The organism is Streptomyces yamdrokensis (genome assembly GCF_053890455.1).
Window position 1 is genome coordinate 4,860,704 of record NZ_CM132679.1, and the last position, 24,932, is coordinate 4,885,635.

Below are 24,932 nucleotides of genomic sequence, written 5' to 3' on the forward strand. Positions count from 1 at the left end.
TGTGCCTCATGATTCCGGCCGGCCTCGGCCGCGGGTACGTCAGCACGCTAGTCCGATGGACGGAGAACAACCGAACGCCAGGCCAACGATTCCCCGCCAGGTAGAGACGAGTTCACCTGGATGTCGTTTTGGCTTTCTAAATTCTCCGAACACCCCCTCTTACGCAGAAGAAAACGCAACCCATGCTGTCGCGAAGTGAGTGCGCAGCCGGTTCGGCAAAACAGGAGTGCCATGACGACGGTTCAGAACAGACGGGCACGTGTGCGCGGAGGGGAGCTGGACGACTGCTTGCGTGCCTGCGCGGTCCACAGCGGCAAACTCGTCGGCAGTGTGGACCGCCGCAGAATCGAACTTGCCGAGCAGCTCCGCAGGTTGCTCGTCGTGGTCACCACCGGTGACGCCGCCACCGCCACCGCCACCGCGCCGGGCGGCGCCGCCGCCCGCCTCAAGCGGGTCGTCAAGGGCGCGTCGGCCCCCGCCGCCGGCATTGCCAACGAAGTGCTGGACGCCCTGCTCGCCGTCGCCAACAAGGCCCTGGAGTGCGGCTACGACGACGAGCTGGACCTCGCGCTGGTCATCAGCGACACCGTCCTCGCCCAGCGGAAGAACTCCCGCGCCGGCTGGCGGCTGCGCGCCCGCCTGATGGAGGCCCTCGGCGACGAGTCCGAGGCCGTACCCGCCTACGAGCGGTACCTGGGTCTCACCGACAGCGACGGGTTCGGCGTCTCCTCGAAGATCGCCGGACTGCGCGTCGCCGGGGAGAAAGACCAGGAACTGCTGGACCTGCTGCGGCGCCAGTGCCCGCGCGCGGAGCGGTTCGCCGCCGGCCCCGCCACCGACGTATGGGCCGAGGGCCTCGCCGCGCACGCCGTGGGGGACTGGGCGGAGGCCGAACCGCGCATGGTGGGAGCGCTCCTCGCGCTGGCCGCCGAGCAGGCGCCGGTCGCCGACCGGCAGGAGCTCCTGAGCCAGTACCTGGAACTGCGCGCCGCGCGCGGCGACGCCGACCTCCCCGCGCTCACCGAGGTCCTCGCCCTCTACGCCGAGCAGCGACGCAACCGGATGCGCGGCCCCGTCGCCGACCCCACCATCGGCGGCGTGCAGTGGGTCAGCCTCGGTGAGTTCCGCAACCTGATCGCCGGCAAGTCCATCTGCCTCATCGCCAACTCGGGCCGGGTCGCCACCAGTTCGATGGGCGCCGAGATCGACGCCTACGACCTGGTGGTCCGTTTCAACTCCTACCGCATCGACGAGAAGCACACCGGCGGGCGCACCGACATCCACGCCACCATCCACAAGCACGGCTTCAACTGGGACCAGCCGGTCACCACCCGGCTCGTGTTCGGCGGAATCTCCGGCGACTGGAAGTACTCCCTGCGCAACCGCCTGGTGCCCGGTGCCCAGCGCCACCTCGGCGACGAGTCGCTGCGCTGGCCCGTGCGCAACATCGGCAAGCTCGGCTCCGACGCCTGGTCGGGCATTCCGACCACCGGCTTCAACATGCTCTTCCTGCTGGACTTCCTGGACGTCAGCCCGACGCTCGACCTGATCGGCTTCGACTTCTACGAGAGCGGCGCCTACCGCGTGCCGGAAGCCATGAAGATGCCGATCACCTCCGTGCACGAGTACACCAGCGAGAAGGAATGGGTCATGCAGCGGGCCCAGCGAGTGACCGACATGAGGATATCCCTGCGATGACCAACACCCCCGGGGCCGTGACCACCGCCCCTTTGGCGCCGGCTCTCTCGTCGGACGCGCTCACCGGCAAGCGCCGCGTCGCCTTCGCCTCCTACGTCGACGAGAACTACCTGCCCGGCTTCCTCGCCCTGCTGCGCAGCCTCGCCCTGTCCAACCCCGGCGTGTGCGAGGACTTCGTCGTCCTCCACGACGACCTGCGCCCCGGCTCCATCGCCAGGATCCGCGCCCTGCACCCCCGGATCGTGCTGCGCCGGGTGAACACCGGGCACTACGACACGTACAAGAAGGGCGACCAGGACAACTACCTGGTCCGCAAGGCGTACTTCATCCTCGACGTCTTCCGGCTGCGCGAGTACGACACCATCATCACGCTCGACACCGACATGGTCGTCCTCCGCGACCTCGGTGAACTGCTGAGGCTGCGCGAGGGCCTGGCCGCCGTCCCGCAGTTCTTCTACGGGCAGCACAAGCTGAACTCCGGACTGCTGGTCATCCAGCGCGAGTACCTCAGCGACGCCTTCTGCGCCAAGCTGGACGCGACCGGACGCAGCGGCGACTACGAACTCGACAAGCACGACCAGGGCATCCTCAACTCCGTCCTGGACGGCGACTTCGTCCGCCTCGACGCCCGCTACAACTTCGTCAAGCGGCGCCTGTCCGGCGACCTGCCGGTCCCCGAGGACACCGCGATCCTGCACTTCACCGGCCGCCACAAGCCCTGGCAGGGCGGCGAGGCCGGATACGGGCAGGCGGAGGACCGCTGGCGCGAGTTCGACATGTCCGACGCCGACTTCCAGGCCGCCTACCTCTCCCAGTCCGGAGGCCTCCACCACGACCTGGTGGTGCACCTGGGCACCCCGCACGTCGCGCGTACCAAGGACACCGAGAGCGCCCGCAAGGTGGCCGCCGCGCACATCGCGGCCGGCGACTACCAGGACGCCGTCGACATCCTGAGCAGCGTGCACATCCCGCTCGACGAGGCCTGGCCGCACGAGGTGCTCGGGCACGCCCTGATGAGCGTCTCCCGCTACGACGAGGCCAAGGCACGGCTGCTGCTCGCCGCCGCCGCTCCCAACCGGGCCGCCACCGCCTACGCCCGGCTCGCCCAGATGGCCTGGGTGCACGGCGACGACGCCACGTCGTTGCGCCATGCCACCGCCGGCATCTCCGTCGACCCCACCCACCGCTCGAGCCGGCTGTGGGCGCAGCGCGCCGCCTCCGTGCCCGAGCGGGAACTGGGCGGCGCGGGGGACCAGCTGGCGCACGTCGCCTTCTACATGGACCGCCAGGGCAACGCCGGTGACAAGCTGCTGCCGGAGACCGTCCGCCTGGGCTTCGGGCCGGACACCACTTCCCGCCGCTGGCACTCCGTCCACGCCCACCGGCTGTTCGACAAGGCCGCCCTGGAGCGGGTCAACGCCCGGCGCGGCCTGGTCATCGGCGGCGGCGGGCTGTTCATCCCGGACACCATGCCCAACGGCAACAGCGCCTGGCAGTGGAACGTGCCCGACGAACACCTGCGCGCCATCGACGTGCCGATCATGGTGTACGCGGTCGGCTTCAACGCCTTCGACGGCCAGTCGTACCGGGCCGGGCGGTTCCGCGAGAGCCTGCGCCTGCTGGTGGAGAAGTCCTCCTTCTTCGGGCTGCGCAACCACGGCTCCATCGCCAAGGTGCGGGCCATGCTCCCGGAGCACCTGCACGACAAGGTCCGCTTCCAGCCCTGCCCCACCACGGTCAGCCGCCAGCTGGTGCAGGGCTGGACGGACCCGGCCGAGCGCGAGGACACCGTCCTGCTCAACGCCGCCTACGACCGGGCGGGCCTGCGCTTCGGACACGACTACGGGCACTTCCTCGCGGAGATCGCCAAGGCCGTGCGGGGCATCGGCGCGCACACCGAGGTCCGCTGCGTGGCGCACTCCCTGGACGACGAGCGGATCGCCTTCGACCTGCGCCGCGAGCACGGCATCTCGCTGCCGGTCATCCCCATGTACGACTTCGACAACGACGGGATCCGGGACCTGTACGCGAGGACCCGCCTCGTCATCGGCATGCGCGGGCACGCCGGGATGATCCCGTTCGGCGTGGGCACGCCGATCATCAGCCTGATCTCGCACCCGAAGATGGCGTACTTCCTGGCCGACATCGAGCGCCCCGAGTGGGGTGTCTCCGTGCACGACCGGAACCTGGGCGCCGTGCTCATCGAGCGGGCGACCGGCATCCTGGACAGCCACGCGGCGACCGTCGCCGACGTCCACGAGCGTCAGCAGTCGCTGTGGAAGGTCACCGAGGCGAACGCGGCCGACCTGAGGGCGATCCTCGGGGAGTGAAACGTCCGAGCCCCCGCGGCCCGCCCGGAAACCCTCCGGGACGGGCCGCGGGGGCTCAGACGTGCCGCGCGCCGCGTCCTCTCGCGCCGGGTCCGCGGACTCAGCGCCCCACGGCCTTCTTCACCAGCCGGGCCAGCCGCGAACCGCCGCCGTTCTTCGCCCGGTCCTCGTCGTACGCCCTGCGCAGCTGTTCGAAGTGGTCGGAGCGGGTACGGCTCAGGTACGCGTCGTCGATCAGCGGCTTGGCCAGCGACCACGCCCGCCGGTGGTCGCCGGCGTAGTGGGCGACGTAGGCCTTGGCGAACTCCAGGACGGACTTGAAGGGGATGCCGCCGGTGTGGTCGAGGCCGATCCGTTCCTGGACGGCGGAGATCAGCGCCAGCTTCTCGTCCACGGAGTAGCTGTCCTCGGCGATGGACCTCAGTACGTCCTCGGGGATCGGCCGGACGACCTCGAAGGCGAGCGTGGAGCGGATCGGCGGCCCGGCGATCGCGATGTACGGCAGCAGCGCGCCCGTGCTGTGGTGCAGCCACGGCAGCCGGGGACCGGCGAAGTCCTGGTGCAGGACGACCGAGCCGGGCCGCAGCCTGGTCAGGAACCGCTCGGCCACACAGCGGAACACCCGGGCGGTCTTGGCGATGTCGATGTGCAGGAACTCGACCGGGCTGGTGTCCTCGGGGTCCGAGGTCTTCCAGAGGTCTCCGGCGTGGATCTCCAGGAACGGCAGGAACGGCTCGAGGCGTCCGCGGAAGTCGTCCAGGAAGGAGTCGTCGTCGGCCGGCCTGCTGCCGGAGGTGAAGAACTTCTCCGTCGCGAAGGTGCCCTTGCCCACACGGAAGAAGTCGTACGCGTGCAGCCGCCCCCGGCGCTCGTCGAAGAGGGTGCTCTCGCGCAGTCCGAGGGCGAGAGCGTAGGTGGAGCCGCCGCCACCGGACCCCAGTTCGACCAGCCGGTCCCCGCCCGTGAGGTGATGGCGCCCCAGCAGGTAGAGAAACCGCAGTTCCCAGGTGCTGACCTGGGAGTAGGGGAGGTCGTCCGGCAGCCGGACGTCGTCGAGGAGCGGGTAGAGCCGGCCGAGGTTCGTCATGGGATGCCTCACGGGTTGGGTGACGCCGGAGAAGGGCGGCAAGCATCGTGATCCTATGAGCGCGAACGCCGGTCGGCCATGGAATCCATGGAGTCGACTGACTGACGCTCTAATTTCCCTCGGTCTTTGTCCGTAGTTCACCTGGGATGCGGAGGCGGTCGACGAGAAGGGGCCGACGGGCGCCCGCCCACCCGGCGTACGGGGCGCCGCCCCACACCGGTGCTCCGGGCGGGCGCCCCGTGTGCTCAGCGGCGCGTCATCGCCCGGCGCAGCCTGCGCGCCCTGCGCGCGACCTTCCGGACCGTGGCGTTGCGCGGCAGGAAGGCCAGCTGGGGCGGCACCCCGCCGGGCAGCCCGAGGGACGTCAGCCGCTTCTTCCTGAAGTACCGCCAGGTGCCGTCGTCCAGCCGCGTCGCCAGGTACCGCTCGGCCTCGGGCCGCAGGTCCGGCAGGATCCTCGGCTGCATCGTGAACCCGACGGTCCGTACGAGGTCGCCGAGGGCGTCGGTGTCCATGCGCCCGCGCCCCTCGGCGACGGCCGCCCCGTCCGTCGGCTCCGGCAGCAGCGCGTCGACGACGGTGACCGGGACGCGGTTGCTGTTCTCGAACGGCGTCAGCCGGTCCAGCAGGGTCTCGGTGCCGACGCGGGCGACCGGCAGGCCGTAGAGGGCGGACGCGGTCAGCAGGGCGGTGGAGAAGCAGCCGACGACCAGGGCGGGACGCATCCGCTGGTACAGCACCTCGGCCAGCACCGGGGTGTCCACCACCGTGAGGGCGACGCCGAGCCGCTCGGCCTCGTCCTCCAGGGTGCGGGTGAAGCGCGCCGGGGCCGTGGGGTGCGGCTTGAACACCACCCGGGTGTGACCGAGGCGCACCGCGCCCTTCAGCATCCGCACGTGGAGGTTCTCCTCCTCCTCGGCGGAGAGGATGTTCAGCGCGGACAGGTACTGGCCGAGGAGCAGCGCGGGCTCCGTCACGTCCGGCAGCGCGTCACCGGTGTCGACCAGTTCGGCCAGCACCTTGGTGAAGGCCGGCGTGGCCACGATCTCCGGCGCCACCCCGAACTCGGTGAGCAGCAGGGGTTCGAGACCCGGTACCAGGTCGAGGTGGAGCAGCCGCTCCACCCGGGTGCCGACCAGCGGGTCGATCTTGTTGCGGGTGGGGCCGTAGCTCATCAGGCCGTCCGCGTAGACCGTGATGGGGGCGTCGGTGAAGATCTGCGTCATCCCGAGGGCCGGGTTGACCTGGATGGACTCCACGGCGAGTGCGAGGTCGTCGTCGCCGAGCCCCCAGAGCAGCCGCAGATACCGCTCCCACAGGGGGACGTCCTCCAGGCGCGGCGCCCAGCCGCCGGGGTGGAACGGGAAGATGGCCTCGTTCCACGACAGCACGTCGTCGAACCGGGACCGCAGCCGCTCGAACCCGGGCATCTCGTCGACGGCGGGTGTCGTCTCGGGTGTCGTCGCGTTGTTGGAGACCAACAGGATCCGCCGGTCGGCGGGCGCGAAGCAGCCCGAGTCCAGGGCGGCGGCGAGCGTGGCCGTGCCGTACAGGGTCGACGCCATGAAGATCTGCGTGGTCACGCGGCGACCTCCGTGGCCGGCACCGGGCGGCGGCGCAGCCGGCGCAGCACGTCCGCACGCTTGGCGTCCATCGAGCCGAGCGCGTCGTCGAGTACGTCCTGCGGCATGCGTCGCAGCGCGGCGGTGCTCATCGCCTTCAGTTGTCGTGCCACGGGCGGCTCGAACCTTTCGATGGTTCCCAGATGGTGGGAAATGATGGCGCAATACGTGCGCACGGCCTTCGGGAGCAGGGCCGCCGCATCGGAATCCCGCGCGGTCTCCTCGATCACCTGGTCGAACGCGCGAATGAAGTCGAGCTGCCGGGCGTCACCGATCTGGGTGAGCGACGAGGAGACGCCGCGCCGGTAGAAGACCCCGAGGAGGCTGGTCACCGCGAAGGATTCCGCCTCCCGGTGCAGTTTCCAGATCCAGGGCCGGTCCTCGGCGGTGCGCAGCCCGTCGGTGAAGTGCAGCAGGCCGCGTTCGACGAGCCTGCGGTGATAGATGCCCGCCCAGGCGTAGGCGTAGTCGACGGAGGTGGTCCGGTGGGCGGGGAGGATCGCGTCACGCGGGTCCAGCACCACGTTGCGCCGGCCGTGCGGGACGCGGTGCACGACGCGGGCCCGCGCGGTGCACTGCACGTGGTCGGTGCGGACGAAGTCGCAGTCCAGTTTCTCGATCGCGGTCACCAGTTCGGCGTAATAGCCGGGCGCCAGCCAGTCGTCGCCGTCGAGGAAGGTCAGGTACTCGCCGCGGGCCCGGTCGATGCCGGTGTTGCGGGCGGTGGCCAGGCCACCGTTCCTCTCGTGCGCGACCAGCACCGCCCCCGGCAGTTCGCGCTCGGCGCGCGCGAGGAGGTCCGCGGTCCCGTCGGTCGAGCAGTCGTCGACGAGAATGAATTCGAAGTCGTCCCGCGCGTTGGCGCGCAGACTTCGCAGGGCATCTGGGACGTATTGGCGCACGTTGTAGAACGGCACGATGACGGAGAGCTTGAGCACGTCCTCGACGTTAGGCGGCGGCTCGTCATTCGTCATTGATTGAACCTTGATGTGGGGTGAACGGCGCGTGGCGAAGCGGTGAAGCGAACATTTTTCCGAGTGGTGGGCGGGTTGATTCTCCATTCGGCGGTCTCCTGTTAACCATTTGTTGGATTTAGGTTGGGCGGCTCCTAGAAATTGCTTCTAGCGTCGTCGTTGTGCCAGCCAGTGCAACGAAGACCCTGCGAGTCGCCGTCCTCGCGGATTCCGACACCCGGTGGAAATGGGGCTCGCTCACCGCGAACCGCATCGCCCCGGAGAACTCGGACATCCGTCTGGACGGTTATCTCCTGCGGGGCCGCGCGACTCCCACCGCCCGTCAGCTCGAAGAGGTCGGCGTCCAGGCGGACGCCCTCCACGAGGTGACCGCGGTCCAGTTCCTGCACGCCATGCGCGAGGAGTCGTACGACCTCCTGGTCCTCGCCCTGGTCGGCGGCGGGGTGCAGGCGATGCTGCACGGACTCGGGCGGGTCTGGGAGGACGCCCGGGCCCGCTCCGAAGACCCCGCCGGCCGGGCGAAGCGGCCCGTCGTCGTCACCGGGTACGTCGGAGTCGTCTACGAGAAGCTCGCCGACGGCCTGCTGCTGCGCCACGGAGCCGACCTCGTCCTCGCCAACTCCCGTCAGGACGCGGACCGTTTCCGTGCCGTGTACGAAGGCGTGGGCGCCGACGCCGGCTCGGTGACGGAGGTCGCGCTTCCGTTCCTCGGCGGGGCCGCCTACACCGGTGAGCCCGACCCGTCCGCGGAGCAGGGGGGCAGGCCCTACACGGTCGTCTTCGCCGCCCAGCCCTCCGTTCCGGACAACCGCCGGGACCGTACCTACCTGCTGAACCGGCTGGTCGAGCACGCCCGCCGGCACCCCGAGCGCGAGGTGCTGCTCAAGCTGCGCTCCAAGCCGGGCGAGCACACCACGCACATCGAGGAACTGCCGTACCAGAAGCTGGTCCAGCGGCTCGACCCGCCGGCCAACCTCCGTCTGGTGTACGGGCACATGGGTGAGGTCCTGGACCGCACCGACCTGCTGGTCACCATGAGCTCCACGGCCGCGCTGGAGTCCCTGCACCGCCGCATCCCGACCGTGGTCCTCACCGACCTCGGGGTGCGCGAGGCGCTCGGCAACCACCACTTCGTCGGTTCCGGCTGCCTCGCCTCCTGGGACCAGCTCGACGCCGGTCACCGGCCGGTGCCGGACGAGGAGTGGGTGTCCCGGCAGGGCGTGGCGGCCGGGGGCACCGCCTCCGGGGGAGCGTCGTACGACACCGCCTTCGACGCCGCCCGGGCACGCATCACCAAGCTGCTCGACCGCCCCGGCGGCCTGCCGCCGCTGGCCCCGTACTACACGACCGTCACCGCGCCCGGCTACCTGCCCGGCCTGCTCGCCCGACACCACCTCGGCCCGGACGGCACCCCGCTGCCCGGCACCCCCGCCGCCGACAGGGAGCCCGGACCGGTCCGGCAGATCGTGCGCCGTGCGGCGCGCGGCGCCTACCGCCACGGCGTCCAGCGGGTGGCCCCGGTGATCCGGCGGATGGGCGAGCTGTGAGCGCCCCTCTTCCGGCCGGCCGAGACCGCCTCCCTTCCTGTCCGGCTCAAGGAGCTGATCCCATGTCCCAACCGACAGCGGGCCAGGGCGCCCCGGCGCGCCGGGTACTCGCCGTGATCCCCGCGCGCGGCGGCTCCAAGGGCGTGCCCGCGAAGAACCTCGCGCCGGTCGGCGGCGCGCCCCTGGTGACCCGCGCGGTCCGCGAGTGCCGCGCCGCGCGCCATGTCACGGACGTCGTCGTCTCCACCGACGACCAGGCCATCGCGGCCGCCGCCCGGCAGGCCGGCGCCGAGATCGTGATGCGCCCCGCCGCCATCGCGGGCGACCTCGCCACCTCCGAGGCCGCCGTCCTGCATGCCATGGACGCCCACGAGGCGCTGCACGGTGCCGAGGTGGACGTCGTCCTGCTGGTCCAGTGCACCAGCCCGTTCCTGATCCGCGAGGACATCGACGGGGTGGCCGGCGCGGTCGCCGAGCAGGGCGCCGACACGGCGGTGACCGTGGCCCCGTTCCACGGCTTCATCTGGCGGGACGAGGCCACGACGGACGAGGCCACGACGGACGCGGTGTCGACCGACGCGGTGCCGACCGACGCGGTGTCGGCGGACGCGGTGTCGGCGGACACCCGGGCGGCCCCCGGCGCGGACGGCCCCAGCGGCGGCTACGGCGTCAACCACGACAAGTCCTTCCGCCCCCGCCGCCAGGACCGCCCCCAGGACCTCCTGGAGACCGGCGCCGCCTACGCGATGGACGCGGCCGGCTTCCGCGAGCACCGGCACCGCTTCTTCGGCCGGACCGAACTCGTCCGCACCGACCCCGCGCGGGTCCTGGAGATCGACGACCCGCACGACCTCGCCCGCGCCCGCGCCCTCGCCCCGCTCTTCGACGCGGCAAGGCCCGGCGCGCTCCCGACCGCCGACGACATCGACGCGGTCGTCCTCGACTTCGACGGCACCCAGACCGACGACAGGGTGCTGATCGACGCCGACGGACAGGAATTCGTCTCCGTGCACCGCGGCGACGGACTCGGCATCGCCGCTCTGCGCAGGAGCGGACTGAGGATGCTCGTCCTGTCCACGGAGAAGAACACGGTCGTCGCCGCCCGCGCACGCAAGCTCCAGATCCCCGTGCTGCACGGCATCGACCGCAAGGACCTCGCACTGAAGCAGTGGTGCGAGGAACAGGGCATCGCGCCCGAGCGCGTGCTCTACGTCGGCAACGACGTCAACGACCTCCCGTGCTTCGCCCTCGTGGGCTGGCCCGTGGCGGTCGCGAGCGCCCACGACGTCGTACGCGGCGCCGCACGCGCGGTCACCACCGTCCCCGGTGGCGACGGCGCGATCCGGGAGATCGCCAGCTGGATCCTCGGCCCCTCTCTCGATTCCCTCCCCAAGTAAGGAAACCCCAGGTCATGAGCACCAACTCCCGCATCCGCACCTTCGGTACCCGCGAAGCCGGTCCCGGCCGCCCGGTGTACATCACCGGCGAGATCGGCATCAACCACAACGGCGAGCTCGAGAACGCGTTCAAGCTGATCGACGCCGCCGCCGAGGCCGGCTGCGACGCCGTCAAGTTCCAGAAGCGCACGCCCGAGATCTGCACCCCGCGCGACCAGTGGGACATCGAGCGCGACACCCCCTGGGGCCGCATGACCTACATCGACTACCGCCACCGCGTGGAGTTCGGTGAGGACGAGTACCGCCAGATCGACGAGTACTGCAAGTCCAGGAACATCGCCTGGTTCGCCTCCCCGTGGGACACCGAGGCCGTCGCCTTCCTGGAGAAGTTCGACGTCCCCGCCCACAAGGTCGCCTCCGCCTCCCTCACCGACGACGAGCTGCTGCGCGCCCTGCGCGCCACCGGCCGCACGGTCATCCTCTCCACCGGCATGTCCACCCCGAAGCAGATCCGCCACGCGGTCGAGGTCCTGGGCAGCGACAACATCCTGCTCTGCCACGCGACGTCCACCTACCCGGCCAAGGCCGAGGAGCTGAACCTCCGCGTGATCAACACCCTCCAGCAGGAGTACCCGAACGTCCCGATCGGCTACTCCGGCCACGAGACCGGCCTGCAGACCACGCTGGCCGCCGTCGCCCTCGGCGCCACCTTCGTCGAGCGCCACATCACCCTCGACCGCGCCATGTGGGGCTCCGACCAGGCCGCGTCCGTCGAGCCGCAGGGCCTCACCCGCCTGGTCCGCGACATCCGCACCATCGAGGAGTCCCTCGGTGACGGCGTCAAGAAGGTCTACGAGTCCGAGCTCGGCCCGATGAAGAAGCTGCGCCGGGTTCCCGGCGTCGTCGCCGAGGCGGAGATCGCCGACGCGGCCGGCGAGCCGCTGACCGTCTGACCCTCCCCTCTCCCCCTCACCATCCCTTGACGACGGGAACGGTCGTACGTCGATGAGCCCCCGCGCCGGGAATGCCGGCCCCCACACTCTCGCCTTCGTCGAGAGCCCGGTACAGCTGCTGAACGTGCTGGAGTGGGCGCACGCGCATGCGCCCGGCGTGGGGCTCACCCTCGTGGTGCTGTCCCCCGTCGACCCCATGACCCGCGGTCAGTTGCGCCGCATGTCCGAACTCGCCCGCGAGGAGGGCCACGAGGTCCGCTGGGAGGAGGCGCGCGGCGGGGCGGGCGCGCCCTTGCGGACCATAGGCGGCCTGGCCGGCCCGCTGCGCCGCGCCACCCGGGTCGTCCTCGGCGACCCCTTCTCGCGGTACGTACAGCTCATGCTGGCGATCACCGGCGCCCACGACCTCGTCGTCGTCGACGACGGCACGGCGACCATGGAGTTCGTCGGCCAGCTCGCGCGCGGCGAACGCCTGGTCCGCTGGCACCGCAAGGGCGGCCGCCGCGGCCCCCGCGACCTGCTCCTCGCCCCGGTCTCCGGCATAGCCCGCCGCAGGCTCACCCCGGGCGGCCGGCGCCGGGTGGAGGTCTTCTCCTCGATGCCGGTCGACGACATACCGGCCGGTGTCACCGTCAGCGCCAACTCCTTCGCCTGGACCCGGCAGCGGTTCGGCCCGCCCACCATCACCAGGACCGCCGACATGGTCGGCACGTCCCTCGTGGAAACCGGCGTGGTGGACGCCGACGCCTACCTCGACGCCGTCCGCTCCCTCGCCAAGGCCCACGGTGCGACCCGCTACTTCGCCCACCGCCGCGAGAGCACCGAAAAACTCCACCGCCTCGCGGTCGAGACGGGCCTGGAGATCGTCCGCCCCGAACTCCCCCTCGAACTGATCGCCCGCCGGGGCCCCATCGGCCGCACGGTGCTCAGCTTCCCGTCGACCGTCGTCCACACCCTCCCCCTGGCCCTCTTCGGCACGGAGGTCCGCGTCGCGGTCTGCGACATCAACCCGGCCTGGCTGACCGAGAACGCCTCCCCCCGAGCCCAGGGTTTCCTCTCCAACGTGACGGGCACGGCCCGGGACGCCCACCGCCTGGCGGCGGTTTCGGTGGCGCCTGCCATCTGAGGAGGGCGTCCCACGAGGCACGGGTGGCCTGGAGGAACTCAGGCGGGCCGGCGTGCACGGCCCCGCACCCCATCGGCGCAACCCGGGGCGCCGGAGGCGTTTTCACCCGGGTGCGTGGGCGGCGGACGCGGACCTGGGGCGGCGGGGTGCCGTGTCCGGCAGGCGAACCGGTCCGCGTGGCCCGGGCGATGCGTGGTACACCGAGGAGAGGTGGAGTGCGGTGCGGGTGCCGGAGGCGGCCGTTCGAGCGGCGGTGCGTTCCGGTGGTCCGTGTGGGCTCATCCGCGTACGGGGCGGTGAGCTTACCCATCGCGGAGTGCGGCCAAGCGTGGCGCCGCCGTTTTTTCTTCCACTGACGGGCTGAATTTTGTTGATCAGGGGTCGGTCGGAGGGCCCGGCGGCCTACCCTTCAAAGGGTGAAGCAACTGATGTCACTGGAGTCCGAGATCGATCTGCCCGCAGGGGCGGTGCTTCTGGGCACGCTCCCCGAGGTCCTGCGCGCCGAGCTCGTCGCCTTCCGTCGCGACCTGCACATGCACCCCGAGCTGGGCAACCAGGAGTTCCGTACGACCGCCGCGATCAAGGAGCGGCTTGAGCGGGCCGGCCTCGCGCCGCGCGTACTCTCCGGCGGAACCGGCCTCGTCTGTGACATCGGGGTGATGGAGGGCGGCAGCGGCATCGCGGGCACCGTCACCGGCACCGGTACCGTTCCCGGCACCGGCATGCTCGCGCTGCGGGCCGACATCGACGGGCTGCCCATCCCCGACATGAAGACCGGGTGCCCGTACCGCTCCACCGTGCCCGACCGCGCGCACGCCTGCGGCCACGACGTGCACACCACCGTCGTGCTCGGCACCGGGCTCGTCCTCGCCGAGCTGCACCGCCAGGGCCTGCTGCCCCGGCCGGTGCGGCTGATCTTCCAGCCCGCCGAGGAGGTGCTGCCCGGCGGTGCCGCCGACGCCATCCTGGACGGCGCGCTCGACGGGGTCGGGCGGATCGTCGCCGTGCACTGCGACCCCCGGGTCGACGCCGGGAGGATCGGACTGCGCGAGGGCCCCATCACCTCCGCCTGCGACCGGCTGGAGATCGCCCTCGACGGACCCGGCGGCCACACCGCCCGGCCGCACCTGACCACGGACCTGGTCACCGCCGCCGCCCGCGTCGTCACCGACGTGCCCGCGCTGGTGGGCCGGCGGGTCGACAGCCGCAGCGGGCTCGCCATCACCTGGGGCAGGGTCGAGTCCGGCCACGCGCCCAACGTCATCCCGCAGCACGCCGAGATCTCCGGCACCGTGCGCTGCCTCGACCTGGAGACCTGGCGGCTGGCCCCGGACGTCGTGGTCGCCGCCATCGACGAGGTGGCCAACCTGCACCGTGCCAAGTCGGAGATCAACTACGTGCGCGGAGTCCCGCCGGTCGTCAACGAGACCGGTGTCACCGAGCTCCTGCGGGACGCCATGATCGCCCGGCGCGGCCCGGAGTCCGTGGAGAACACCGAACAGAGCCTCGGCGGCGAGGACTTCTCCTGGTACCTGGAGCACGTTCCCGGCGCCATGGCCCGCCTCGGGGTCCGGCCCCCGGGCGAGCGCACCATCCGCGACCTGCACCAGGGCGACTTCGACGTCGACGAGTACGCCATCACCGTGGGCGTCGAACTCTTCACCGCCGCCGCCCTGCTGGACGACCTGCGCTGAGGGCGCCGGCAGCGCGGGGGAGCCGGCCGCGGGGCCGGCTCCCACCGCCCGCCAGGCCTTTTCGCCCCCCTCCGTCCCCCTCTGTTCCCGTCCCGCCGTTCCACTTGCGTCGCGGGCGGGGGAGGGGGAGCGTGGTGCGCGTGGCGTCCCGCCGCGCACCGCTCCGGTCGACCGTTTCCACCCCTTTCGATCCCCTACGGCCCTCTGCTTCACCAGGGTGTGACCGGCCATCGGCACGAATGGATAACGGCCCGGCAGTACCCCGTTCCCAGGAGTGTCTACGCGCGTTAATGTGCGCCGAACCGAGCGCCCGCTGCGGGGCTTTGGAGAATGGGGAGCGTCAGATGCGTCGGATATCCAGACTGACTCGCGTCGCGGTGGGGGTCGCGTCGCTCGCACTCGCCGCCACGGCCTGCGGCGGTACCAGCAGCGAGAGCGGTGACAGCTCAGAGAGCTCCGCGAAGGACGGCCTCGGTCTCGCCATCGCCTACGACATCGGCGGCAAGGGCGACCAGTCCTTCAACGACGCCGCGTACGCGGGTCTCCAGAAGGCGGAGAAGGAGTTCGGTTACAAGACCGCCGACATCGAACCCACCGAGGGTGAGACCGACGCGGACAAGGAACAGCGCCTCTCCTCGCTCGCCAAGCAGGGCTACAACCCCGTCATCGGCGTCGGCTTCGCCTACGGCCCGGCGATGACGGCCGTGGCCGAGAAGTACCCGGACACCACCTTCGGCATCGTCGACTCGGTGGTCGAGGGCGAGAACGTCGCCTCCCTCGTCTTCGCCGAGGAGCAGGCGTCCTACCTCGCCGGTGTCGCCGCCGCCAAGGCCACCGAGACGAACACGGTCGGCTTCGTGGGAGGTGTCGACATCCCGCTGATCCACAAGTTCGAGGCCGGCTTCAAGCAGGGCGTGCAGGCGACCGACCCGAAGGTCAAGGTCGTCTCCCAGTACCTGACGCAGACGGCGGAGGAGGGTGGCTTCTCCAGCCCCGACAAGGGCAAGGCGGCCGCCGAGGGCCAGATCGAGAAGAAGGCCGACGTCGTCTACCAGGCGGCCGGTCTCTCCGGTCAGGGTGTGATCGAGGCCGCCGCCAAGGCGAAGGTCTGGGCGATCGGCGTCGACTCCGACCAGTACCAGCAGGAAGCCCTCGCCGCCTACAAGGACTTCATCCTCACCTCCGCCCTCAAGGACGTCGGCGGTGCGGTGTACACGCTGGCCAAGTCCGTCCAGGACGGCGAACCGCTGACCGGCACCCAGGTCTTCGACCTGAAGGTGGACGGCGTCGGCCTCTCCGACAGCAACCCGAAGATGGCCGAGATCGAGGGCCTGACGGACGCCGTGGCCGAGGCCGAGGAGGGCATCATCGACGGCTCCATCACCGTGAAGACGGAGTAACGCGGCAGACAAGCGGCGCAGTGCCGCAGTACCGGACACGGGCGGGCGCCCTCAGTGGGTGCCCGCCCGCGTTCCGTGCCCTCGGGCGCCGTGTTGCCGGACCGGCAACAGGAGTGGCGAGTCCGGGACGCGTTGGGCGACGGTGGGCCGATGAACGACGACATCGCAGCAGGACCGCCCGCGTCCGGCACCTCCTCCCCTGCCGACGGATACGTCGGAGACCCCGCGGTGAGGGCGGAGTGGGACAACCGGTACACCGAACGACGGCAGCTGTGGAGCGGCCGGCCCAACGGCGCGCTGGTGGCCGAGGTCGCCGGGCTCGCGCCCGGGCGGGTGCTCGACGTCGGCTGCGGCGAGGGCGCGGACGCCGTCTGGCTCGCGCGCCGCGGCTGGGACGTGACCGCGCTCGAGGTCTCGGGCGTGGCGCTGGAACGGGCGGCCGGGCACGCGCGGGACGCCGGCCTCGCCGTTCGCTGGGTTCACGCCTCACTGACGGAGGCGGCCCTCCCGCCGGCCTCCTTCGACCTGGTCTCCGCGCAGTACCCCGCCCTGCTGCGCACCCCCGACGCCGCAGCCGAGCGAGCGCTGCTCGCGGCCGTCGCGCCCGGCGGCGTGCTGCTGCTCGTACACCACGCGGGGATGGACACCCGGCAGGAGGACGAGAGCGGCTTCGACCCGGCCGACTACGTCTGGCCCTCGATGGTCGCCGCTCTGCTCGACGAGGACTGGGAGGTGGAGGTGGACGAGCAGCGGCCCCGCGTGGCACCCGACGGCGGCGCCGGCGCGCACCACACCGACGACCTGGTGCTGCGCGCGCGCCGGATGCGCTGAGCCCTCTCCGTCCGCGGCGGGCCCGGCAGCCCGCTCCGATGCACGGCGTGCGCCGGCCGGCGCACGCCGTGTCGGATGTCACGCTGCTTGTCACTACACGCCGTACATCGCCCGAATGTCACCCAGTGCCACGATCCGTTCGCGATCGGCAATGGTGTGCTCGCGGTAGGGCCCGGGTAGGCCACGGCCGCATAACAAGGTGGACAGAAGGGTTCTCCGGGACTGTCTACGCGCGTTAATCTGCGGCGAAGCCAGCGCCGTCCCCCGAACTTCCGGCGCTTGTACGAAGGAGCACCACACATGCGCCGGATTTCCCGGATCACGGTCGCGGGCGCGGCGACCGCCTCTCTGGCACTCGCACTCACCGCCTGCGGCGGCACCTCTACCTCCTCCAGCTCGTCCGAGTCCGAGGAGGACAAGGGTCTGGCCATCGCGTACGACGTCGGCGGCAGGGGCGACCAGTCCTTCAACGACGCCGCCTTCGCGGGCCTGCAGCGGGCGGAGAAGGAATACGGCTACAAGACCGCGGACGTCGAGCCCACCGACGGTGAGACCGACGCGGACAAGGAGCAGCGCCTGGCCTCGCTGGCGAAGCAGGGCTACGACCCGGTCATCGGTGTCGGTTACGCCTACGCCGCCGCCGTGAAGGGCGCCGCCGAGAAGTACCCGGACACGACCTTCGGCATCGTCGACGACGCCACGGTCGAGATGGACAACGTGGCCGACCTGGTCTTCTCCGAGGAGCAGGCCTCCTACCTGGCCGGCGTCGCCGCCGCCGAGACCACCAAGACCGACGTCGTGGGCTTCATCGGCGGCGTGGACATCCCGCTGATCCACAAGTTCCGGGCCGGCTTCGAGCAGGGCGTCAAGGACACCAACCCGGACGTCAAGGTCATCTCGCAGTTCCTGACGCAGACGGCGGAGGAGGGTGGCTTCTCCAGCCCCGACAAGGGCAAGGCCGCCGCCGAGGGCCAGATCGAGAAGAAGGCCGACGTCGTCTACACGGCGGCCGGTCTGTCCGGCCAGGGCGCCATCGAGGCCGCGGCCGCCAACAAGGTCTGGGCGATCGGTGTGGACTCCGACCAGTACGCCCAGGAGGCGCTGGCGAAGTACAAGGACTCGATCCTCACCTCGGCGATGAAGGACGTCGCCAAGTCGGTCTACAAGCTGGCGCAGTCGGTCGAGGACAAGTCCCCGAGCACCGGTATCCTCAGGGGCGATCTGGCGTCGGGTGAGGTCAGCCTGTCGAACTCGAATCCCGTGTTCGCGGACAACGACGAGCTCCAGGACGTCATCGAGACGGCCAAGAAGAAGATCATCAGCGGCGAGATCGAGGTCGAGTCCAGCTGATCACGCAGGACCCGAACAGCGTGTAACCCGTGGGGTTGTGACCGCTTGACGGGGTGCGGGGAGTAGGCTCCCCGCACCCCGTCGAGCGGGGTGCGCGACCCCGTTCGATGCCGTAGGGGCGCTACGCGCGTAGACGACCCCCGTCCCCAGGAGTGCGCCATCAACGCGTCCAGCAGCCCTCCGGCCGGAGCGGCGGTCAACGAATCGGTGACCGCCGTCGAACTCGCCGGGATCACGAAGCGATTCCCGGGTGTCGTGGCCAACCACGACATCCACCTCACGGTCCGCAAGGGCACCGTGCACGCCCTCGTCGGCGAGAACGGGGCCGGCAAGTCGACGCTGATGAAGATCCTCTACGGCATGCAGAAGCCGGACGAGGGCACCATCGCGATCCACGGCGAGACGGTCTCCTTCTCCTCGCCGGCCGACGCCATCGCCCGCGGCATCGGCATGGTCCACCAGCACTTCATGCTCGCCGACAACCTCACGGTCCTCGAGAACGTGGTGCTCGGCAGCGAGAAGCTGTACGGCATCGGAGCGAAGGCCCGCCGCAGGATCAAGGAGATCTCCGAGCGCTACGGCCTCGGCGTACGCCCCGACCTGCTGGTCGAGGAGCTCGGTGTCGCAGCCCGCCAGCGCGTGGAGATCCTCAAGGTCCTCTACCGCGGCGCGACCACGCTGATCCTCGACGAGCCCACCGCCGTCCTCGTCCCGCAGGAGGTCGACGCGCTCTTCGACAACCTGCGCGAGCTCAAGGCGGAGGGCCTGTCGGTCATCTTCATCTCCCACAAGCTGGGCGAGGTCCTCTCGGTCGCCGACGACATCACCGTCATCCGCCGGGGCACCACCGTCGGCACCGCCGTTCCCGCCGAGACCACCCCGCGCCAGCTCGCCGAGATGATGGTCGGCAGCGAACTGCCCACGCCCGAGACCGCCGAGTCCACGGTCACCGACCGCGCGGTGCTCACCGTCGACAAGCTCCGCCTGGCGGCCCCCGGCGGCAAGGCCCTGCTCGACGACATCAGCTTCACCATCCACGCGGGCGAGGTCCTCGGCATCGCCGGTGTGGAGGGCAACGGCCAGACCGAACTGGTCGACGCGCTCATCGGTCTGCGGCACGCCGACTCCGGCATCATCCGGCTGGCCGACGAGGAGATCACCGGCTGGGCCACCCGCAGGCGCCGCGAGGAGGGCATCGGGTACATCCCCGAGGACCGCCACCGCCACGGCCTGCTCCTGGAGGCCCCCCTCTGGGAGAACCGCATCCTCGGCCACGTCACCGAGAAGCCCAACGCCAAGGGCGTCTGGCTGGACCCGAAGGCGGCCCAGGAGGACACCCGCCGCATCGTCAGGAAGTACGACGTGCGCACCCCCGGCATCGACGTCACCGCCGCGTCCCTGTCCGGCGGCAACCAGCAGAAGCTGATCGTCGGCCGAGAGATGAGCCACCGGCCCCGCTTCCTGATCGCCTCCCATCCCACCCGCGGTGTGGACGTCGGCGCGCAGGCCGCGATCTGGGACCACATCCGTCAGGCGCGCCACGAGGGCCTCGCCGTCCTGCTGATCTCCGCCGACCTGGACGAGCTGATCGGCCTGTCCGACACCCTGCGGGTGATCTACGACGGCAGGCTCGTCGCGGACGCCGACCCCGCCACCATCACCCCCGAGGAGCTCGGTACCGCCATGACCGGTGCCGCCGCCGGACACCTCGAACACGAAGAGACCCCCGAGACCCCGGCCGACGCCCGAAGGACCGGGACGGATGCTCCCGGCACCGCGGCCGCCGCCCCCGAGTCTCCGGAAGACGAGGCCCGCTGATGAAGAAGTTCGACAAGGAGCGTGTGCTCCTCGCGTTGGCCGGACCGGTCATCGCGCTCGCCGTGGCCTTCGCGCTCAGCGCGATCGTGCTGCTCGCCTCGGGCAAGAACCCCGTCGAGCCGTTCGCCCTGATGTTCGAGCAGGCGACGTTCTCCGACATCCAGGTCCTGATCGTCAACCAGGCGTCGATGTACTACATCGCCGCCCTCGCGGTGGCCATCGGCTTCCGGATGAACCTCTTCAACATCGGGGTCGACGGCCAGTACCAGCTCGGTGCCGTCATGGCCGCCGTCGTCGGCGCCCACATGAACCTGCCGGCCGCGCTGCAGATCCCGCTGCTGCTTCTCACCGCCGTGTTCACCGGAGCCTTCTGGTCCGGTATCGCGGGTGTCCTCAAGGTCACCCGCGGGGTCAGCGAGGTCGTCGCCACGATCATGCTCAACGCGATCGCGACGTCCGTCATCGGCTACCTGTGGCTGCCGACCGTCTTCGGCGTCAAGGTCGGCAACAACAACACGACCGGCGAGATGCACGAGTCCGGCTGGGTCCCCGGCATCGACATGGGCGAGGCCGGCGAGATCTACGGCCTGGTCGTCCTCGCCGCGCTGCTCGGCATCGGCTACTGGATCGTCCTCAACCGCACCCGCTTCGGCTTCGACCTGCGCGCCTCCGGCGCCTCCACGACCGCCGCCGCGGCCAGCGGGGTCGACCCCAAGCGCATGGTGCTCGGCGCCATGCTGATCTCCGGCGGCCTCGCCGGACTCGCGGGCCTGCCGATCCTGCTCGGCGACTCCCACACGTACAACCTGAACTTCCCCACCGGTATCGGCTTCCTCGGCATCGGCATCGCCCTCCTGGGCCGCAACAGCCCCGTCGGCATCGCCTTCGCCGCCCTCCTGTGGGCCTGGCTCGACAAGGCCTCGCCCGAGCTGGACTTCCACGGCTACGACAAGGAGATCGCGGTCATCATGCAGGGCCTGATCGTCCTCTCGGTCGTCGTCTCCTACGAGGCCGTCCGCGAGTGGGGCCTGCGCCGCCAGCAGCGCCAGGTCGGCGCGGAACTCGCCGCGGGCCACGTCCTCGGCGCCGACAACAACACCACGAAGGAGGTGGCTGGCCGATGACCGCTCCGACCACAGCGACCGACGTCAACCAGCCCTCGCTGCAGCACGCGGCGCCCACCGGCCGCCGCATGTCGTGGCCCGTGCTGCTGCTGGTCATCGCCGGCGCCCTGGCCCTGGTCTCGATCGTCCGCCTCATCACCGGCGCCAACGGCATCACCAACGTCAGCCAGATGTCCACCGCCCTCCAGCTCGCCGTCCCCATCGGCCTCGCCGGACTCGGCGGCCTGTGGGCCGAGCGCGCGGGCGTCGTCAACATCGGCCTCGAGGGCATGCTGATCCTCGGCACCTGGTTCGGCGCCTGGGCCGGATTCCAGTGGGGCCCGTGGACCGGCGTCCTCGTCGGCATCATCGGCGGCTGCCTCGGCGGACTGCTGCACGCCTTCGTCACCGTCACCTTCCGCGTCAACCACATCGTCTCCGGTGTGGCCATCAACATCCTCGCCCTCGGCGCCACCCGCTACCTCGCCCCGCTGGCCTTCGAAGGCCACCAGGGCGGCTCGGCCAAGCAGTCCCCGGCGATCGAACCGCTCGGCCACTTCACCGTGCCGGGGCTGTCCGACGCGCTGCGGGACCTCAACGCCAAGGGCTGGTTCTTCGTCTCCGACGTCGCCGGCCTGCTCGGCGGCCTGGTCACCGACGTCTCCTGGCTGACCCTCATCGCCGTCGCGCTCATCCCCGCGACCTGGTGGATCCTCTGGCGCACCCCCTTCGGGCTGCGCCTGCGCTCCTGCGGCGAGAACCCCGTCGCCGCCGAATCCCTCGGCGTCAACGTCTACAAGTACAAGTACCTGGCCGTGATCATCTCCGGCGGTCTGGCCGGCCTCGGCGGCGCCTTCCTCTCCATCGTCGCCAACCCCTTCTACCTGGAGGGCCAGGTCAGCGGGCGCGGCTACATCGGCCTCGCCGCGATGATCTTCGGCAACTGGATGCCGGGCGGCCTCGCCATCGGCGCCGGACTCTTCGGCTACACCGACAGCCTCAACCTGCGCGGCGGCTCCACCAACGTGCACGCCCTGCTGCTGCTCGGCGCGCTGCTGCTGGTCATCGGCGCGATCTGGCTTGCGATCCGCAAGAAGTACGTGGCCGCGGCCGTCACCCTGGTCGTCGGCGCCCTCGTCTACGCCTGGTACGCCGGCACCAACGAGGTCCCCAACCAGGTCGTCGCCGCCACGCCGTACGTCATCACCCTCGTGGTCCTGGCCCTGTCCGCGCAGCGGCTGCGCATGCCCAGGGCGAACGGACTGCCGTACCGGAAGGGACAGGGCGGATGACCCCGGCCCCGGCCGCCGCGGCGGACACCGACTGGGAGGCGCTGCGCGCGGTGGCACGGGACGCCATGTCCCACGCGTACGCCCCCTACTCGGGCTACCCGGTCGGTGTCGCCGCCCTGGTCGACGACGGGCGCACGGTCTCCGGCTGCAACGTCGAGAACGCCAGCTACGGACTCGGCCTGTGCGCCGAGTGCGGACTGGTCTCGGAACTGCAGCGCACCGGCGGCGGCCGGCTCACGCACTTCACCTGCGTGGACGGCACGGGCGCCGTCCTCGTTCCGTGCGGCCGCTGCCGACAGCTGCTGTACGAGTTCGGCGGACCGGGGCTGCTCCTGGAAACCCCGGCGGGTGTCCTGCCGCTCTCGGAGATGCTGCCCCAGGCCTTCGGCCCGGATCACCTCGCCAAGTAGCCCTGCGGGGCCCCTCGGGCCCGGCAGCACCTCGCCCCCCCCCGGGCCCTGTCGTCACACTCCCACTTGCCTCGCGACCCCGTGCACGCTCCCCCGGGCTCCCGGTCCCCGCTCGAGCGGGGCCCCATGAGCAGGGGGACCCCATGACGTCGCGAGGCCCGCCCTGCGGGCGGACGACGGGAACGCGACGACAGGACCCCCGGCTCCACCGCACCTCCGCGGCTCCACCGAGGCCCCTCCTCGCGGCTCACCCCGACCGGAGGGGCCGTGTCCCGAGGGGCCGCGCCCCTCGCACTCCGGAAGGAATGCCAGTCATGGCCATGGACGTCATCTCCGTCATCCGCACCAAGCGGGACCGCGGCGAACTCAGCGACGAGCAGATCGACTGGGTGATCGACGCGTACACCCGTGGGGAGGTCGCCGACGAGCAGATGTCGGCCCTCGCGATGGCGATCCTCCTCAACGGCATGAACCGGAGCGAGATCGCCCGCTGGACCGCCGCGATGATCGCCTCCGGCGAGCGCATGGACTTCTCCTCGCTGGCCCGGCCCACCGCCGACAAGCACTCCACGGGCGGCGTCGGCGACAAGATCACCCTGCCGCTCGCCCCGCTGGTCGCCGCCTGCGGCGCGGCCGTCCCGCAGCTGTCCGGCAGGGGCCTCGGCCACACCGGCGGAACCCTGGACAAGCTGGAGTCGATCCCCGGCTGGCGCGCGCTGCTGTCCAACGACGAGATGCTGTCCGTCCTGGACGGCGTCGGCGCCGTGATCTGCGCGGCCGGCGACGGCCTCGCCCCCGCCGACAAGAAGCTCTACGCCCTGCGCGACGTGACCGGCACCGTCGAGGCGATCCCGCTGATCGCCTCCTCGATCATGTCGAAGAAGATCGCCGAGGGCACCGGTTCGCTCGTCCTGGACGTCAAGGTCGGCAGCGGCGCCTTCATGAAGACCCTGGACGACGCCCGCGAACTCGCCTCCACGATGGTCGGCCTCGGCACCGACCACGGCGTGCGGACGGTCGCCCTGCTCACCGACATGTCGACGCCGCTCGGCCTGACCGCCGGTAACGCCCTCGAGGTCCGGGAGTCGGTGGAGGTCCTGGCGGGCGGCGGCCCCGCCGACGTCGTGGAACTGACCCTCGCCCTGGCCCGCGAGATGCTCGACGCCGCCGGCATCAAGGACGCCGACCCGGCGAAGGCCCTGGCCGACGGCACCGCGATGGACGTCTGGCGCCGCATGATCGCGGCCCAGGGCGGCGACCCGGACGCGCCCCTGCCGACGGCGCGCGAACAGCACGTGGTGACGGCGACCGCCTCCGGCGTCCTGACCCGCCTGGACGCCTACGACATCGGCGTCGCCGCCTGGCGCCTCGGCGCGGGCCGCGCCCGCAAGGAGGACCCGGTGCAGGCGGGCGCGGGCGTCGAACTGCACGCCAGGCCCGGCGACACCGTCACCGCGGGCCAGCCCCTGCTCACCCTCCACACGGACACCCCGGACCGCTTCGACTACGCCCTCGACGCGGTGTCCGGCTCCTACGACATCGCGGCCCCCGGCACGCCGTTCACGGCGACGCCGGTGGTACGGGAGCGCATCGCCTGACCTGCGCCCGGGCCAAAGGCCGCTGTCGGACACGCCCCGACCGGGTGAACGGGGCCGGTGGACCGCCACCGGCCCCGTTCGGCATGCTGGGATCGGTGACGCACCGATGGGAGAACCGCCATGAGCGCACTCACCGTGAGCCAGGACCCCAAACAGAGCTGGGACGACCTCGTCCGGTTCTGGGAGGGGATGGAACGGCCCGAGGGCAGCAAGGTGGAGATCGTCGGGGGATCGTCACCGTGTCACCTGCTCCCGCGTACCGCCGCGACCTGATCGCGGAAGGAATCATCGGCGCCTCTATTCCGTGATTCCCAAGGACTGGGGAGTCTTCCAGACGCTCGCCATCGCCGTGCCTTCGCGTCTCGGTATGCTCGTCCCGGATCCTGTAGTGGCCCCGAGGCGACCGGACCCGGAGTCGGACACCCACATTCCCGCCGCCCTCGCCGGACTCGTGGTCGAGGCGACCTCCAGGTCCAACGCGCGCCACGACCGCGTCAGCAAGCCTGCCGCCTATGCCGCCGCGGGCATCCCTCTCCACCTCCTCGTGGACCGCTGGGCCCCCGACGGCCCGACGGCGACCCTCTTCGGGGAACCGAACGGCGATGTCCACCGCCCCCTGGAATCGGTCAAGTCCGGGGAGCCCGTCAAGCTTCCGGCGCCCTTCGGCCTCGTCATCGACACCAGTGAGTTCCCCGACGACCG

At 71.1% G+C, this 24,932-nt stretch carries 18 protein-coding genes and 1 pseudogene; 16 read left to right on the forward strand and 3 right to left on the reverse strand.

The window, feature by feature from the left end; translation table 11 throughout:
- The first annotated feature begins 231 nt into the window (after positions 1-231).
- Together ACWZEH_RS21750 and ACWZEH_RS21755 are read left to right on the forward strand one after the other, a co-directional pair.
- The gene (locus ACWZEH_RS21750) at positions 232-1,698 is read left to right on the forward strand and encodes a glycosyltransferase family 29 protein (protein ID WP_456192788.1); all 1,467 of its coding nucleotides are present in this window, start codon (positions 232-234) and stop codon (positions 1,696-1,698) included.
- Complete coding sequence (locus ACWZEH_RS21755; protein ID WP_456192789.1) at positions 1,695-4,028, forward strand: glycosyltransferase; 2,334 nt, start codon at positions 1,695-1,697, stop codon at positions 4,026-4,028. The genes ACWZEH_RS21750 and ACWZEH_RS21755 overlap by 4 nt, the downstream gene beginning before the upstream one ends.
- A gap of 100 nt (positions 4,029-4,128) precedes the next feature.
- Here ACWZEH_RS21755 and ACWZEH_RS21760 read toward each other — a convergent pair whose 3' ends face one another.
- The 3 genes from ACWZEH_RS21760 to ACWZEH_RS21770 all read right to left on the reverse strand — a co-directional run bounded on the left by ACWZEH_RS21760 (position 4,129) and on the right by ACWZEH_RS21770 (position 7,675).
- Entirely contained in the window at positions 4,129-5,115 is a 987-nt protein-coding gene (locus ACWZEH_RS21760; RefSeq protein WP_456192790.1) for a class I SAM-dependent methyltransferase, read from the reverse strand.
- Positions 5,116-5,360: 245 nt separating this feature from the next.
- Positions 5,361-6,698, reverse strand: a complete 1,338-nt coding sequence (locus tag ACWZEH_RS21765; protein WP_456192791.1) for a polysialyltransferase family glycosyltransferase — start codon at positions 6,696-6,698, stop codon at positions 5,361-5,363.
- On the reverse strand, positions 6,695-7,675 hold the full coding sequence (locus ACWZEH_RS21770; protein WP_456199754.1) for a glycosyltransferase family 2 protein: 981 nt from the start codon (positions 7,673-7,675) through the stop codon (positions 6,695-6,697). Before ACWZEH_RS21770 ends, ACWZEH_RS21765 begins: the two co-directional genes overlap by 4 nt.
- A gap of 197 nt (positions 7,676-7,872) precedes the next feature.
- Here ACWZEH_RS21770 and ACWZEH_RS21775 point away from each other — a divergent pair, with 197 nt between their 5' ends.
- From ACWZEH_RS21775 to ACWZEH_RS21840, 14 genes and pseudogenes are all read left to right on the forward strand, one after another.
- Positions 7,873-9,258 carry a DUF6716 putative glycosyltransferase gene (locus ACWZEH_RS21775; protein WP_456192792.1) on the forward strand — a complete coding sequence of 462 codons (1,386 nt, stop codon included), beginning with the start codon at positions 7,873-7,875 and terminating at the stop codon, positions 9,256-9,258.
- 62 nt (positions 9,259-9,320) lie between these two features.
- Complete coding sequence (locus tag ACWZEH_RS21780) at positions 9,321-10,655, forward strand: cytidylyltransferase domain-containing protein (protein ID WP_456192793.1); 1,335 nt, start codon at positions 9,321-9,323, stop codon at positions 10,653-10,655.
- Positions 10,656-10,669: 14 nt separating this feature from the next.
- Entirely contained in the window at positions 10,670-11,608 is a 939-nt protein-coding gene (locus tag ACWZEH_RS21785) for an N-acetylneuraminate synthase family protein (RefSeq protein ID WP_456192794.1), read from the forward strand.
- A gap of 52 nt (positions 11,609-11,660) precedes the next feature.
- Positions 11,661-12,734, forward strand: a complete 1,074-nt coding sequence (locus ACWZEH_RS21790; protein WP_456192795.1) for a hypothetical protein — start codon at positions 11,661-11,663, stop codon at positions 12,732-12,734.
- Between the two features lie 428 nt (positions 12,735-13,162).
- The gene (locus tag ACWZEH_RS21795) at positions 13,163-14,428 is read left to right on the forward strand and encodes a M20 family metallopeptidase (protein WP_456199755.1); all 1,266 of its coding nucleotides are present in this window, start codon (positions 13,163-13,165) and stop codon (positions 14,426-14,428) included.
- A 344-nt stretch (positions 14,429-14,772) separates the two neighbouring features.
- Positions 14,773-15,828 (forward strand): BMP family lipoprotein, encoded by a 1,056-nt coding sequence (locus ACWZEH_RS21800; protein WP_456192796.1) that lies wholly within the window; start codon positions 14,773-14,775, stop codon positions 15,826-15,828.
- A gap of 150 nt (positions 15,829-15,978) precedes the next feature.
- On the forward strand, positions 15,979-16,659 hold the full coding sequence (locus ACWZEH_RS21805) for a class I SAM-dependent methyltransferase (protein WP_456192797.1): 681 nt from the start codon (positions 15,979-15,981) through the stop codon (positions 16,657-16,659).
- A 300-nt stretch (positions 16,660-16,959) separates the two neighbouring features.
- Positions 16,960-18,009: a BMP family lipoprotein gene (locus ACWZEH_RS21810; RefSeq protein WP_456192798.1), complete on the forward strand. Its 1,050-nt coding sequence runs from the start codon at positions 16,960-16,962 to the stop codon at positions 18,007-18,009.
- Between the two features lie 207 nt (positions 18,010-18,216).
- The gene (locus ACWZEH_RS21815; RefSeq protein WP_456192799.1) at positions 18,217-19,827 is read left to right on the forward strand and encodes an ABC transporter ATP-binding protein; all 1,611 of its coding nucleotides are present in this window, start codon (positions 18,217-18,219) and stop codon (positions 19,825-19,827) included.
- The gene (locus ACWZEH_RS21820) at positions 19,827-20,951 is read left to right on the forward strand and encodes an ABC transporter permease (protein WP_456192800.1); all 1,125 of its coding nucleotides are present in this window, start codon (positions 19,827-19,829) and stop codon (positions 20,949-20,951) included. Before ACWZEH_RS21815 ends, ACWZEH_RS21820 begins: the two co-directional genes overlap by 1 nt.
- Positions 20,948-22,222: an ABC transporter permease gene (locus ACWZEH_RS21825; RefSeq protein ID WP_456192801.1), complete on the forward strand. Its 1,275-nt coding sequence runs from the start codon at positions 20,948-20,950 to the stop codon at positions 22,220-22,222. The genes ACWZEH_RS21820 and ACWZEH_RS21825 overlap by 4 nt, the downstream gene beginning before the upstream one ends.
- The gene (locus ACWZEH_RS21830) at positions 22,219-22,632 is read left to right on the forward strand and encodes a cytidine deaminase (protein ID WP_456192802.1); all 414 of its coding nucleotides are present in this window, start codon (positions 22,219-22,221) and stop codon (positions 22,630-22,632) included. The genes ACWZEH_RS21825 and ACWZEH_RS21830 overlap by 4 nt, the downstream gene beginning before the upstream one ends.
- A 314-nt stretch (positions 22,633-22,946) precedes the next feature.
- Entirely contained in the window at positions 22,947-24,230 is a 1,284-nt protein-coding gene (locus tag ACWZEH_RS21835) for a thymidine phosphorylase (protein WP_456192803.1), read from the forward strand.
- A 120-nt stretch (positions 24,231-24,350) separates the two neighbouring features.
- Positions 24,351-24,927 (forward strand): annotated as a pseudogene (locus ACWZEH_RS21840) (Uma2 family endonuclease); the annotation flags it as partial.
- Positions 24,928-24,932 lie beyond the last annotated feature (5 nt).